Origin of the sequence: Methylibium petroleiphilum PM1 (assembly GCF_000015725.1) — a bacterium.
GTDB classification, from domain to species: Bacteria; Pseudomonadota; Gammaproteobacteria; order Burkholderiales; family Burkholderiaceae_C; genus Methylibium; species Methylibium petroleiphilum.
The window spans coordinates 3,180,748-3,192,806 of sequence record NC_008825.1 but is presented as its reverse complement, the minus strand read 5'-3'; the positions used below and the strand labels follow the sequence as shown (position 1 = coordinate 3,192,806).

General features: G+C 66.7%; 9 protein-coding genes, 1 tRNA gene and 1 pseudogene. 10 read left to right on the top strand and 1 reads right to left on the bottom strand.

The features are described 5' to 3' along the window. The first annotated feature begins 47 nt into the window (after positions 1 to 47). From hemC to MPE_RS15125, 5 genes are all read left to right on the top strand, one after another. A complete protein-coding gene (gene hemC / locus MPE_RS15145; RefSeq protein ID WP_011830578.1) occupies positions 48 to 1,001 on the top strand; it encodes a hydroxymethylbilane synthase in 954 nt (317 codons plus the stop codon). 29 nt (positions 1,002 to 1,030) lie between these two features. Further along, positions 1,031 to 1,858 (top strand): uroporphyrinogen-III synthase, encoded by an 828-nt coding sequence (locus tag MPE_RS15140; RefSeq protein ID WP_011830577.1) that lies wholly within the window; start codon positions 1,031 to 1,033, stop codon positions 1,856 to 1,858. 116 nt (positions 1,859 to 1,974) lie between these two features. Then, positions 1,975 to 2,982 (top strand): uroporphyrinogen-III C-methyltransferase, encoded by a 1,008-nt coding sequence (locus tag MPE_RS15135; protein WP_148211069.1) that lies wholly within the window; start codon positions 1,975 to 1,977, stop codon positions 2,980 to 2,982. A gap of 13 nt (positions 2,983 to 2,995) precedes the next feature. Further along, positions 2,996 to 4,243 (top strand): heme biosynthesis HemY N-terminal domain-containing protein, encoded by a 1,248-nt coding sequence (locus MPE_RS15130; RefSeq protein WP_011830575.1) that lies wholly within the window; start codon positions 2,996 to 2,998, stop codon positions 4,241 to 4,243. 38 nt (positions 4,244 to 4,281) lie between these two features. Next, positions 4,282 to 4,358: transfer RNA gene (locus MPE_RS15125), tRNA-Arg, on the top strand. 79 nt (positions 4,359 to 4,437) lie between these two features. Here MPE_RS15125 and MPE_RS15120 read toward each other — a convergent pair. Further along, entirely contained in the window at positions 4,438 to 5,076 is a 639-nt protein-coding gene (locus MPE_RS15120; protein WP_011830574.1) for a tyrosine-type recombinase/integrase, read from the bottom strand. A 197-nt stretch (positions 5,077 to 5,273) separates the two neighbouring features. On the opposite strand from MPE_RS15120, the gene istA reads away from it, so the two are divergent. The 5 genes and pseudogenes from istA (at position 5,274) to MPE_RS15095 (ending at position 12,009) form a co-directional block, all read left to right on the top strand. Continuing rightward, complete coding sequence (istA, locus tag MPE_RS15115; RefSeq protein ID WP_036236417.1) at positions 5,274 to 6,773, top strand: IS21 family transposase; 1,500 nt, start codon at positions 5,274 to 5,276, stop codon at positions 6,771 to 6,773. Further along, the gene (istB, locus tag MPE_RS15110; protein WP_011829064.1) at positions 6,770 to 7,603 is read left to right on the top strand and encodes an IS21-like element helper ATPase IstB; all 834 of its coding nucleotides are present in this window, start codon (positions 6,770 to 6,772) and stop codon (positions 7,601 to 7,603) included. The genes istA and istB overlap by 4 nt, the downstream gene beginning before the upstream one ends. A 54-nt stretch (positions 7,604 to 7,657) precedes the next feature. After that, positions 7,658 to 9,247 (top strand): annotated as a pseudogene (locus MPE_RS15105) (type I restriction endonuclease subunit R); the annotation flags it as partial. 194 nt (positions 9,248 to 9,441) lie between these two features. Then, positions 9,442 to 11,268, top strand: coding sequence for an ATP-binding protein (locus MPE_RS15100; protein WP_011830572.1), 1,827 nt, complete (start codon positions 9,442 to 9,444; stop codon positions 11,266 to 11,268). Between the two features lie 36 nt (positions 11,269 to 11,304). Further along, the gene (locus MPE_RS15095) at positions 11,305 to 12,009 is read left to right on the top strand and encodes an nSTAND3 domain-containing NTPase (RefSeq protein ID WP_041929715.1); all 705 of its coding nucleotides are present in this window, start codon (positions 11,305 to 11,307) and stop codon (positions 12,007 to 12,009) included. Positions 12,010 to 12,059 lie beyond the last annotated feature (50 nt).

The window sequence follows — 12,059 nt, the reverse complement described above, 5'->3', positions numbered from 1 at the left end:
CATGCCAGCGGCTTCGGTGCGGCCCGAGGCGCTGCTAGCATTCCCGCATGGAAGCGAGCACACAAGCCTGGGTCATCGCGACCCGCGAGAGCCGGTTGGCGCTGTGGCAGGCCGAGCATGTGCGTGCCCTGCTCGGCTCGCGCCTGGTCGAGCCGGTCGAGCTGCTGGGGATGACGACGCGCGGCGACCAGATCCTGGACCGCACGCTCAGCAAGGTCGGTGGCAAGGGCCTGTTCGTCAAGGAACTCGAGACCGCGCTGGAGGCCGGTGACGCCCACCTCGCCGTGCATTCGCTGAAGGACGTGCCGATGGACCTGCCGGCCGGCTTCGTGCTGGCCGCGGTGCTGGAGCGCGAGGACCCGCGCGACGCCTGGGTCTCCCCACGCTACGCCGACCTGGCCGCGCTGCCGGCCGGCGCGGTGGTCGGCACCTCGAGCCTGCGGCGGCTCAGCCAGTTGCGGGCGCGCCGGCCCGACCTGCGCATCGAGCCGCTGCGCGGCAACCTCGACACCCGCCTGCGCAAGCTCGACGAGGGTCAGTACGACGCCATCGTGCTGGCCGCCGCCGGCCTGAAGCGCCTGGGCCTGGCCGAGCGCATCCGCAGCGTGTTCGAGGCCGACGCGATGATCCCCGCTGCGGGCCAGGGGGCGCTCGGCATCGAGCTGCGGGCCGATGCGCCCGAGCGCCATCCGGCGCTGTGGGCCGCCCTGCGGGCGCTGACGCACGAGCCGAGCTGGCTGGCGGTGCATGCGGAGCGCGCGGTCTCGCGCGCACTGGGCGGCAGCTGCAGCATGCCGCTGGCGGCGCATGCGCAATGGCAGGCCGACGGCCGGCTGGTCTTGCGGGCGGCGCTCGGCAGCGTGGCCGAGGCCGCGCCCGCGCTGGTGCACGCCGAGGCCGGCGCGGCTGTGGCCGACACCGCCGCGGCCGAGGCGCTGGGCCTCGCGGTGGCGCAGCAGTTGCGCCAGCGCGGTGGCGACGCGCTGCTGGCGGCGCTCTGAACGGTCTTGTCTCGACGGGTCTCCGCCGCATGCGCGTGCTCGTCACCCGTCCCGAGGAGCAGGCACGCGAGTGGGTGGCGCGGCTGACCGAGCGCGGGGTCGCGGCGGCGGCCTTGCCGCTGATCGCGATCGAGGCGCCGGCCGACCCGGCGCCGGTGCGGCTGGCATGGCAGACGCTGCCGCAGCGCAGCCTGCTGGTGTTCGTGAGCCCGAATGCAGTGACGCAGTTCTTTTCGCAGCGGCCGGCCGGCTGTGAGTGGCAGGCCACGCTGCGCTTCGGCTCGCCGGGGCCGGGCACCAGCGCGGCCTTGCGTGCGGCCGGCGTGGCGCCGGGCGCGATCGTCGAGCCGCCGCCCGACGCGGGGCGCTTCGATTCGGAGGCCCTGTGGGCCGTGCTCGGCCCGCAGGGCCCGTGGCAGGGCCGCTCGGTGCTGATCGTGCGCGGCAGCGTCGACGGGGAGGCGCAGGGCCAGGGCCGCGAGTGGCTGTCGCAGGTGCTGCGCGACGCCGGGGCCAGCATCGACCTCGTGGCCGCCTACCGTCGCGCGCCACCGCGGCTGGATGCAGCGGGGCAGGCGCTGTGGGCCGCTGCACTGGCGGCACCGGTCGAGCACGTGTGGCTGTTCAGCAGTTCGGAGGCCATCGATCAGCTCGACGCGCTGGCCGCGGCCGCCGGCACCGCACCCGACTGGCGGACCGCGCAGGCGTTGGCGACGCATCCGCGCATCGCCCAGCGCGCGCGCAGGGCTGGCTTCGGCCGGGTGATCGAGGCGCCCCCGACGCTGGAGGCGGTGGTCGCCGCGATCGGTGTGTCACGGTCCGATGGAGAGCGGCCGATAGAATCGTTAGCACCGTGAGCGAGTCCCCAGAGCCCCCTGTCGCGCCGCCCGCGCCCCATCCTCCGCACGCTGTGCCGGTCGTCGTCCAGCCAGCGACCCGTTCGACGCGGTCGCGGCGCTTGCAGTTGGGGCTGATGCTGCTGCTGTTGCTGGTCAGCGTGACCGCACTGTCGATGGCCTGGTACGGCCAGCGCCGGGTGCGCACGCTGGAGCAGGAGCTGGTTCGACGCCAGCAGGACAGCGCCGGTCAGGCCGCCGAGGCCCAGCTGCTGGCCAAGCAGGCCCAGGAGCTGTCGCGCGACGCGGTGGCCAAGGTCACGCTGACGGAGAGCCGGTTGGCCGAGATCACCGCGCAGCGTGGCCAGCTCGAAGAACTGATCCAGTCGCTGTCGCGTGCACGGGACGAGAACCTGGTGGTCGACATCGATGCCGGCATCCGCGTCGCGCTGCAGCAGACCGCCATCACCGGCAGCGCCGCGCCGCTGGTGGCGGCGCTGAAGGCGGCCGACGAGCGCCTCGCGCGCGTCAGCCAGCCGCGGCTCGAACCGGTGCGACGCGCGATCGCGCGCGACCTCGATCGCGTCAAGGCCGTGAGCGTGGCCGACATCGCCTCGCTGGCGATCAAGCTCGACGAGGCCGCGCGGCTGGTCGACGAGGCGCCGCTGCAGGTGCTCGATCCGCAGCGCCTGGCCGAAGCGAAGGCGCCGCGTGCGGTCGCGCGCGTTGCCCCCTCGCCGGCCAGTGCCGCAGCGTCGGCGGCTCCGGTCGGCGGCCTGCGCGCGGAACTGGGCGACTGGTGGCAGGGCCTGTGGGCGGAGACGCGCACCCTGCTGCGCGTGACGCGCATCGACCAGCCGCAGGCCATGCTGCTGGCGCCCGAGCAGGGATTCTTCCTGCGCGAGAACCTCAAGCTCCGGTTGCTCAACGCGCGGCTGGCATTGATGAGTCGCCAGTTCGACACGGCGCAGTCCGATCTGCAGGCTGCGGTCGCGGCCGTCGACAACTACTTCGACCGCGGCGCGCGCAAGACGCAGTTGCTGACCGAACTGCTGCGCAGCGTGGTGCCGCAGGCGCGCCAGGCCGGCGTGCCGCGCCCGGACGACACGCTGGCGGCGCTGACGACCGCGGCGGCGGGCCGCTGAGGCGCCGGCTCCGATGCGCAACGTGATCTGGTTGCTGTTGCTGGCCATCGTGGCCGTGGTGGCGGCCAGCCTGCTCGGCAGCAACGACAACCTCGTCACGCTGTACTGGGCGCCGTGGCGCGTCGACCTGTCGTTCAACCTCTTCATGGTGATCCTGGTCGGCCTCTGCCTGGTGCTGAACGCGCTGATCCAGGCGGTCGGGCTGCTGATCGGGCTGCCGCGGCGGGCGCGCGAATGGCGCGTGTCGCGTCGCGACCGCATTGCGCAGGGCGCGCTGCGCGAGGCGCTGTCGCAGTATTTCGGCGGCCGCTACGGGCGCGCCCACAAGGCCGCGCAGCGGGCGGTGGCGATCCAGGCCGACACGCCGGAACTGCGCCAGGATGCCGAGTTCACGGTCCTGGGGCACTTGCTTGCTGCCGGCAGCCTGCACCGCCTTCAGGACCGTACCCGTCGCGACGAACAGCTCGCGCAGGCGCTCGACCTGGCCCGCCGCAACACCGCTGCGCGTCCGGCGGAAGAGGGGGCCCGGTTGCTGGCTGCCGAGTGGGCGCTCGACGACCGCGATGCCGCCCGCACACTGGAACTGCTGTCGCAGCTGCCGCCCGGTGTGTCGCGGCGGACTCAGGCGCTGCGCCTGAAACTGAAGGCGGCGCGCCTGGCGCAGGAGCCGCTGGAGGCCCTGAAGACGGCGCGCCTGCTCGCCAAGCATCAAGGCTTCTCGCCGGCTGCCGCGCAGGGGTTGATGCGCACGCTGGCCATCGAGGCCCTGGATACCGCGCGTGACACCGACCAGACCCAACGGGTCTGGCGCGAGTTCGACCCGGCCGACCGGCGCGATGTGGTGGTGGCCGCCCATGGAGCGCGTCAACTGGTCGCGCTGGGAGCAACCGAAGATGCACGGACCTGGCTGCGCCCCTTCTGGGACCGCGTGGCGACCTTGCCGCGCGAGGAACGCGACATGCTGGCCTTCGCGCTGGCCGACGCCGTCGACGGCATCGGGCCCGAATGGCTGCCGCGCCTGGAAGCTGCATTGCAGTCCTGTCCGGGCGAGGGTGCGCTGGCCTACGGTGTGGGTCGCGCGATGATGGCGCGCCAGCTCTGGGGCAAGGCCCGGGCCCTGCTGGAACAGGCGGCGCGTGACGAGGCGCTGACGCCGACGGTGCGCCGCGAAGCCTGGCTGCACCTGGCGGCAATGGCCGAGCAGGATCGGGACGAAGAGCGCGCGGCGCAATGCTTCCGCGCCGCGGCGGCCCTGGGTTGAGACGCGAAAACGCTTCGTGCTAAACTGCAGGGCTTGATGCGGCTGTAGCTCAGCTGGATAGAGTACTTGGCTACGAACCAAGGGGTCGTGGGTTCGATTCCTGCCAGCCGCACCAAAATGTCGTTATGGATCAATGGGTTAGCTTCACGAGAGCTAGCCCATTTTTCTTTTCTGCGTGACTCGTTGCGTGACTTTCATCCGTTCACCACGCGCAGGATCGTCGTCCTGTCCCTCGTCTCGCTGACCTTGTTCGCCACCTCAATCAATCTCTCGACGGTCGACGTTGCGTAGTGCTGGGCCATGCCCGCTACGGCATGCCCAAGCAACAGCGCTCGGTCTTCCTCCGGCACACCCGCATCCCTCAAGCGCTGGGCGAATGTGTGCCTGAAGTCGTGCACCCGCACCTGCGGTAGCCCAGCTTCAGTGCGAGCCGCCTGGAACGCGGTGTTGTTGATCGTCCCGACCCGCCGGTACTTCATGGCGGGCTCGATGTCGATGTGCTTCACCCGCTCCCTGCGGTACACGAAGACGAACTCCTTGTGCTTCCCCCTCTGGCCTTCCACGAGGCTCCACGCTACGTCGTTCAGAACCAGCACATGGGGGCGCTTGCTCTTGAACGCAGTGGCAGGAACCACGAAGACGCTCCGACCAACCTCGGGGACTGGCACTTCCCAATCCCACCTGAGCCCGCAGACGTTCTCGTCACGAGCCCCGGTGTTCAGGGAGAACAGCGCCATTCGCTGAAGATGACCTGGTAGCTTAGGCAAAAGCTGGGCCTGTTGCGCCCAGCTCATCGGGTACGGCTTCCTCTTGGTCGATTCCTCGTCCAGCATCTCGATAAGCGGTGCTGCTCCGAGCCACGGTTTGCCGTTTCGCCTCCAGACACGAGCCGCACGGTTCAGGACCGTCCGCGCTGTTGACGATCACTGAAAACTGACCCACCTGAGGGCATTGCGATCGTTCAAAACTGACCCACGCAAACACACTGCCCTGCTCGATGAACGAGCGGGGAGAGCCAGGAGTGATCAGCGTGGCGATGTTGGCCAAGATCAGACGGATGCACCTGCGAGATGGCCTGTCCATCCGCGAGGTGGCGAGGCGCACGGGCTTGTCGAGGAACACCGTGCGGCAGTGGTTGCGCGAGGAAGGCGTGACCGAGCCGAAGTACCCCGAGCGCAGCACGGCGAGCGTGCTTGACGCCTGGGCCGAGCACTTGGAGGCGGCACTGCGTGCCGATGCGCACCGCCCGGTGCGCGAGCGGCGCACGGCCAAGGCCCTGTTCGAGCAGATCCGGGCGCTGGGCTACGCGGGCAGCTACCCGCGCGTGGTCGTGTGGGTGCGCCGCTGGCGCGAGCGGCAGGCCAGCGCCCCGCGGCGTGCGGCCTTCGTGCCGATGAGCTTCGAGCTGGGCGACGCCTTCCAGTTCGACTGGAGCTGCGAGTACGTCTTCGTGGGCGGACTGCGCCGCCGGCTCGAGGTGGCGCACACCAAGCTGGCGGCCTCGAGGGCCTTCTGGTTGACGGCCTACCCTGCCCAGAGCCACGAGATGCTGTTCGACGCGCACGCCCGGGCCTTCGAGGCGCTGGGTGGCGTGCCGCGCCGGGGCATCTACGACAACATGAAGACCGCCGTGGACAAGGTCGGTGTGGGCAAGGCGCGCTCCGTCAACGCCCGCTTCCAGGCCATGTGCTCGCACTACCTGTTCGAGCCCGAGTTCTGCAACCCGGCCTCGGGCTGGGAGAAGGGCGTGGTCGAGAAGAACGTGCAGGACCGCCGGCGCCAGGTGTGGCGCGAGGCCGGCGAGCGGCGCTGGAGCGACCTGGCCAGCCTGAACGCCTGGCTGGCCGAGCGCTGCCGCCAGGGCTGGGAGGAGACGGCACACCCCGAGTGGTCCGAGCTGAGCGTGGCCGACGTGCTGCAGGACGAGCGCACCCGCCTCATGCCATGCCCGAAGCCCTTCGACGGCTACGTCGAGCAGCCCGTTCGGGTGTCGGCGACGGCGCTGGTGCACTTCCAGCGCAACCGCTACAGCGTGCCGACCCGCTGGGTCAACGAAGTGCTCAGCCTGCGCGCCTACCCCGAGGCCGTGGTGCTGGTGGCCGAGGGCGTCGAGGTGGCCCGGCACACGAGGAGCTTCGAGCGGGAGCTGACCTTCTACGACTGGCAGCACTACATCGCGCTGGTGCAGACCAAGCCGGGGGCGCTGCGCAACGGCGCGCCCTTCAAGGCCATGCCCGAGGTGCTGCAGACGCTGCAGCGTCACCTGCTGCGCCATGCCGGCGGCGACCGGGTCATGGCGCAGGTGCTGGCGGCCGTGCCGGTGCACGGGCTGGAGGCCGTGCTCGTCGCAGCGGAGATCGCGCTGGAAGCCGGCAGGCCGAGTGCCGAGCATGTGCTCAACGTGCTGGCGCGGCTGAAGGATGGGGCGCCGGCGCTGCGCGAGCTGACGCAGCCCGCCCCGACGCTCAAGGAAGAGCCCCGCGCCGACGTGCAGCGCTACGACAGCCTGCGGGAGGCCCAGCAGCCATGAGCGCCGAGATCGTCACGCGCCTGAAGGCGCTCAAGCTACACGGCATGGCGGCGAACTGGCCGGAGCTGGTGGCGCGCTGCCGGCATGCGGCGCTGGAGCCCGAGCAGTTCGTCGAGCAGTTGCTCGATGCCGAGGGCGCCGAGCGCAACGTGCGCTCGATCGCGTACCAGATGACGGCGGCCCGGTTCCCGGCGCACCGGGACCTGGCGGGCTTCGACTTCGCCAGCAGTGCGGTCGATGAAGCGCTGGTGCGCAAGCTGCACACGACGGCGTTCACTGAGGCCGCCCACAACGTGGTGTTCATCGGCGGGCCGGGCACGGGCAAGACGCACCTGGCCACCGCGCTCGGCATCGAGGCGGTCCAGCGGCACGGCAAGCGGGTGCGCTTCCACTCGACGGTGGAACTGGTCAACGCGCTGGAGGCGGAGAAGGCCGCAGGCCGGGCCGGGCAGATCGCGCACCGGCTGACCTACGTGGACCTGCTCATCCTGGACGAGCTGGGCTACCTGCCGTTCAGCCAGGCCGGCGGCGCCTTGCTGTTCCACCTGCTGAGCAAGCTCTACGAGCACACCAGCGTGGTGATCACGACCAACCTGAGCTTCGGCGAGTGGGCCAGCGTCTTCGGCGACGCGAAGATGACCACTGCGCTGCTGGACCGGCTCACGCACCACTGCCACATCGTCGAGAGCGGCAACGACTCCTGGCGCTTCAGGCACAGCAGCACGACCACCGCTGCGGCACGAACCCGATCAACGACGCAACGCAGGAAAGGACCGACCCAAGACCCCAGAACCGCAGAGATATCCACAGACCAAGGCACCCTCGGGTAGCCTACAGGGGTGGGTCAGTATTGAATGATCGCAGCGGGTCAGTTCTGGGCGATCGTCAACAAACTGGCCGAAGACGAGGAAGAAGGCCAGCAGGCCAAGCTCAAGAGTCGCTGGGCGGCACTGGAGAAGGTGGTGGGCGCCGCGCCGCGCATCGCCCAGGTGGCGGCCGACCTGGTAGCGCACTTCGAGGAGCGCAACAAGGCGCAGACCGGCAAGGCCATGGTGGTGGCCATGAGCCGCGAGATCTGCGTGCATGTCTACGACGAGATCGTCAAGCTGCGGCCCGACTGGCACAGCCCCGACCCCGAGCAAGGCGCGATCAAGATTGTGATGACGGGCTCGGCCAGCGACAAGGCACTGCTGCGGCCCCACATCTACAGCGCCCAGGTAAAGAAGCGGCTGGAGAAGCGCTTCAAGAACCCGGCCGACCCGCTGCGCATGGTCATCGTGCGCGACATGTGGCTCACGGGCTTCGACGCGCCCTGCGTGCACACGCTCTACGTCGACAAGCCGATGAAGGGCCACAACCTCATGCAGGCGATTGCGCGCGTGAACCGCGTGTTCAAGGACAAGCAGGGCGGCCTGGTGGTGGACTACATCGGCATCGCCAACGAGTTGAAGTCGGCGTTGAAGGAGTACACCGCAGCACAGGGCCGCGGCCGGCCGACGGTGGACGCGCACGAGGCCTATAGCGTGCTGGCCGAGAAGCTGGATGCGCTGCGCGGCATGCTCGCTGGCACGAACGGGCATGGCTTCGACTACAGCGACTTCCTCACCGGCGGCCACAAGACGTTGGCCGGCGCGGCGAACTACGTCTTGGGCCTGAAGGACGGTAAGAAGCGCTTCGCCGACCTGGCGCTGGCGATGAGCAAGGCCTTCACGTTGTGCTGCACGCTCGACGAGGCCAAGGCCGTGCGCGAGGAGGTGGCCTTCTTCCAGGCCGTGAAGGTGATCCTGACCAAGCGGGACATCAGCGCGCAGAAGAAGATGGACGAGCAACGTGAACTGGCCATCCGGCAGATCATCAGCGCGGCCGTGGTCTCGGAGGAGGTGGTCGACATCTTCGACGCCGTGGGGCTGGACAAGCCCAACATCGGCATCCTGGACGACGCCTTCCTGGCCGAGGTTCGCAACCTGCCAGAGCGCAACCTCGCGGTGGAATTGCTGGAGCGGCTGCTCGAAGGCGAGATCAAGTCACGCTTCGCCAGCAACGTGGTGCAGAGCAAGAAGTTCTCCGACATGCTGACGCACGTAGTTCAGCGCTACCAGAACCGGTCCATCGAAGCCGCCCAGGTGATGGAAGAGCTGGTGGAGATAGCCAAGAAGTTCCGTGAGGCGGCGTCACGCGGTGAGCAACTGGGCCTGAATGAGGACGAGGTGCGCTTCTACGACGCGCTGGCAAACAACGAATCGGCAGTGCGCGAACTGACCGACGAAACGCTGAAGAAGATCGCTCACGAACTGGCCGAGAGCCTGCGCAAGAACCTGACCGTGGACTGGTCTGCCCGCGAGAGCGTACAGGCCAAGCTGCGGTTGATGGTCAAGCGCATCTTGCGCAAGTACAAGTACCCGCCGGATCAGCAGGAGGCGGCGGTGGAACTGGTGTTGCAGCAGGCGAAGGCGTTGGGGGAGGCGTGGGCGTAGCGGCCAGCGTGGAGATACCAAATCAGTGTTGATGCCTCACGTCTTGCTTGAAGCTTCTGCGAGGCGCAGCGACTCGAATCGTCACTCGCTGGCCCAAGGCTCGCAAGCCGTAAGTTTTGGCGGCTCGAGCGCAGTGATGGCATACCATCGGTCCAAAAAGGACGATCGTCCGCTGCGACCGCTCAGGGGGGTTGATGAGACTGAAATCCGTTGCGATCAAAAACTTCCGTTGCTATCGCGAGGAAGCAACGGTTCAGCTCGATGAGCTCACAACATTTGTCGGCAAGAACGACATCGGAAAGTCGTCTGTACTCGAAGCCCTAGAAATCTTCTTCAATAACGACGTTGTGAAGATTGAAGCCGGCGACGCCAATGTCTATAGCGGCGATTCGAGGCTTTCCATAACTTGCGAGTTTTCGGACCTGCCGGCGTCACTTACGCTGGATGCGGGAGCCGTTACTACGCTGGCTGACGAACATCTGTTGACAGCGGACGGCACACTAAAGATCCAGAAGATCTACGATTGCAAGACGAAGACTCCCAGTGTTGAGGTCTTCCTGGTTGCGCACCATCCAACCGCCGACGGTGTCGCCGGGCTACTTGATCTCAAAGAAAAGGAACTGCAGGCCTTGATCAAGGCCAAAGGCCTCGCTGTCCAACTCAAGGGAAATCCCGGAATGCGTAAGGCGTTATGGGACGCCGAAGCCGACCTCAAGATTGCAGAGGTCACGCTGGCGCTAACGAAGCCGAAGGAAGACAGCAAACGTATCTGGGAGCAACTCGAAAGCCACTTGCCGATGTTCGCGCTGTTCCAAAGCGATCGAAGCAGCCGCGATTCCGACGGGGAAGTCCAAACACCGATGAAAGCGGCCGTAGCTGCAGCAATCGCCGAGGTGCAGGATGAAATCGATCTGATCCAGAAAAGGGTTAAGGAGAAGGCCGAGGAGATCGCGCAAAGCACGCACAAGGCGCTGAAGGCCATCGACCCCAACCTTGCGAAGGAACTGACCCCACAGTTCACGCCGCCGACCACGGCCAAGTGGACCGGGCTCTTTTCCGTCAACATGGATACCGACGACGGCATCCCTCTAAATAAGCGAGGAAGTGGCGTCCGTCGACTCGTGCTTGTAAGCTTTTTCAAGGCTGCCGCGGAGCGGCGTATGGCGAGCGGCGGCAATACTCGCAGCATCATCTACGCAATTGAAGAGCCCGAGACTGCACAGCATCCGAACAATCAGAAGATCCTGATCGAGTCATTCAAAGCGCTCGCCGGCGAGAGCGGATATCAGGTGCTTCTAACGACCCATAGTCCTGGGTTCGCCGCCGAACTGCCAACTGACAGTATCCGGTTCGTCACGCGAGACGCCAACGACAATCCGAAAATCGAGGCAGGCGTCGATGTTTTCGCCGAGGTGGCCCAGGCATTGGGCGTCGTCGCCGACAGCAAGGTCAAGGTCCTGCTATGCGTCGAGGGACCGACAGATGTGACCGCCTTCAAGTGCCTGAGCCGCGCCCTTCATCTCGCCGACGCGACCATCCCCGACTTGGGGAACGACGGACGGGTGGCGTTCATCGTTCTTGGCGGCTCGACGCTGCAGCATTGGGTTGCCGGACACTATCTAAAGGCACTGGGCCGTCCCGAGGTTCATATCTACGACAGCGATGTAGCAACCTATGGCGCGTCGGTGGCCGCGGTCAACCTGCGCACGGACGGATCCTGGGCATTGCAGACTTTGAAGTACGAAATTGAGAACTACCTACATGCCGACGCGATTCAAGAAGCGTTCGGGGTGACGTTCGTCGTGCCCGATCAGCGCGATGCCGCCGGCAGGGCCGTTCCCGCGCTGCTCTCTGCGGCATTGTTTGCGTCGAACCCTGTCGGCAATCCGATCAGTGACGGCACGGCGAAGAAACGGTTGGCGAATCAAGCTTTCCCGTGCATGACAGCGGCGCGCCTCCAACAGCGCGACCCTACCGGCGAGGTAGAGGGCTGGCTGCGGAAGATCGGTGCCATGCTCTGATAGATCTTGTGTCGGAAGGACGCCTCGCAGCCAAGTATGTACGACCTGCACCGCCTCGGATGGAACAGCTTCCAGCAGTTGTGTCTCACGATTGCGCGAGAAGTGCTCGCGCAATCCGTCAAGTCGTTTCTCGACTCCAACGATGGAGGGCGTGACGGTGCGTTCTGCGGCACATGGACGCCGACCAAGAACGAAACGATGAGCGGATCCTTTGTCATTCAGTGCAAGTTCACTAGCAAGCCAAACGCGCTTCTTGCAAAGGAAGACATTGCGGCTGAGTTGCCCAAGATACGTAGGCTCACTGAAAAGGGCTTGTGCGATGTCTACGTGTTGATGACCAACGCTGGTGTGTCGGGCAAGCAGGAAGAAAGGATTGCGGCTGAGCTAACTTCGGCCGGGGCAAAGAATGTCCTAATCCTCGGCGGCACTTGGATCACCGACCAGATCAGGGAAAACACGAGATTGCGCACGCTCGTACCGCGTGTTTACGGCCTCGGCGATCTAAGCCAGATTCTTGATGAACGGGCATATGAACAGGCGCGAGCCGTCTTGGATTCATTGCGCGAAGACTTGGCGAAAGTCGTGATGACCAGTGCCTACCGCAATGCCGTAGATGCTTTGGATCGCCACGGTTTTGTGCTCCTAATTGGTGAGCCAGCAGCCGGTAAGACTACCATTGCGTCAATGCTGGCGATGGCGTCTGCCGACAAGTGGAAGTCTTCAGTGCTAAGGAAGCGCTGATCAACCCGCTTCGTGACCGCGACTCGGCCGACAGCGGGCGTTGATGGCGA

Coding starts and splice junctions, on each gene's coding strand:
- MPE_RS15140 (WP_011830577.1), top strand. CDS start 1,031: ATGCGCGTGCTCGTCACCCGTCCCGAGGAGCAGGCACGCGAGTGGGTG.
- hemC (WP_011830578.1), top strand. CDS start 48: ATGGAAGCGAGCACACAAGCCTGGGTCATCGCGACCCGCGAGAGCCGG.
- istB (WP_011829064.1), top strand. CDS start 6,770: ATGAGCGCCGAGATCGTCACGCGCCTGAAGGCGCTCAAGCTACACGGC.
- MPE_RS15135 (WP_148211069.1), top strand. CDS start 1,975: ATGCTGCTGCTGTTGCTGGTCAGCGTGACCGCACTGTCGATGGCCTGG.
- MPE_RS15130 (WP_011830575.1), top strand. CDS start 2,996: ATGCGCAACGTGATCTGGTTGCTGTTGCTGGCCATCGTGGCCGTGGTG.
- MPE_RS15095 (WP_041929715.1), top strand. CDS start 11,305: ATGTACGACCTGCACCGCCTCGGATGGAACAGCTTCCAGCAGTTGTGT.
- MPE_RS15100 (WP_011830572.1), top strand. CDS start 9,442: ATGAGACTGAAATCCGTTGCGATCAAAAACTTCCGTTGCTATCGCGAG.
- MPE_RS15120 (WP_011830574.1), bottom strand. CDS start 5,076: ATGCTGGACGAGGAATCGACCAAGAGGAAGCCGTACCCGATGAGCTGG.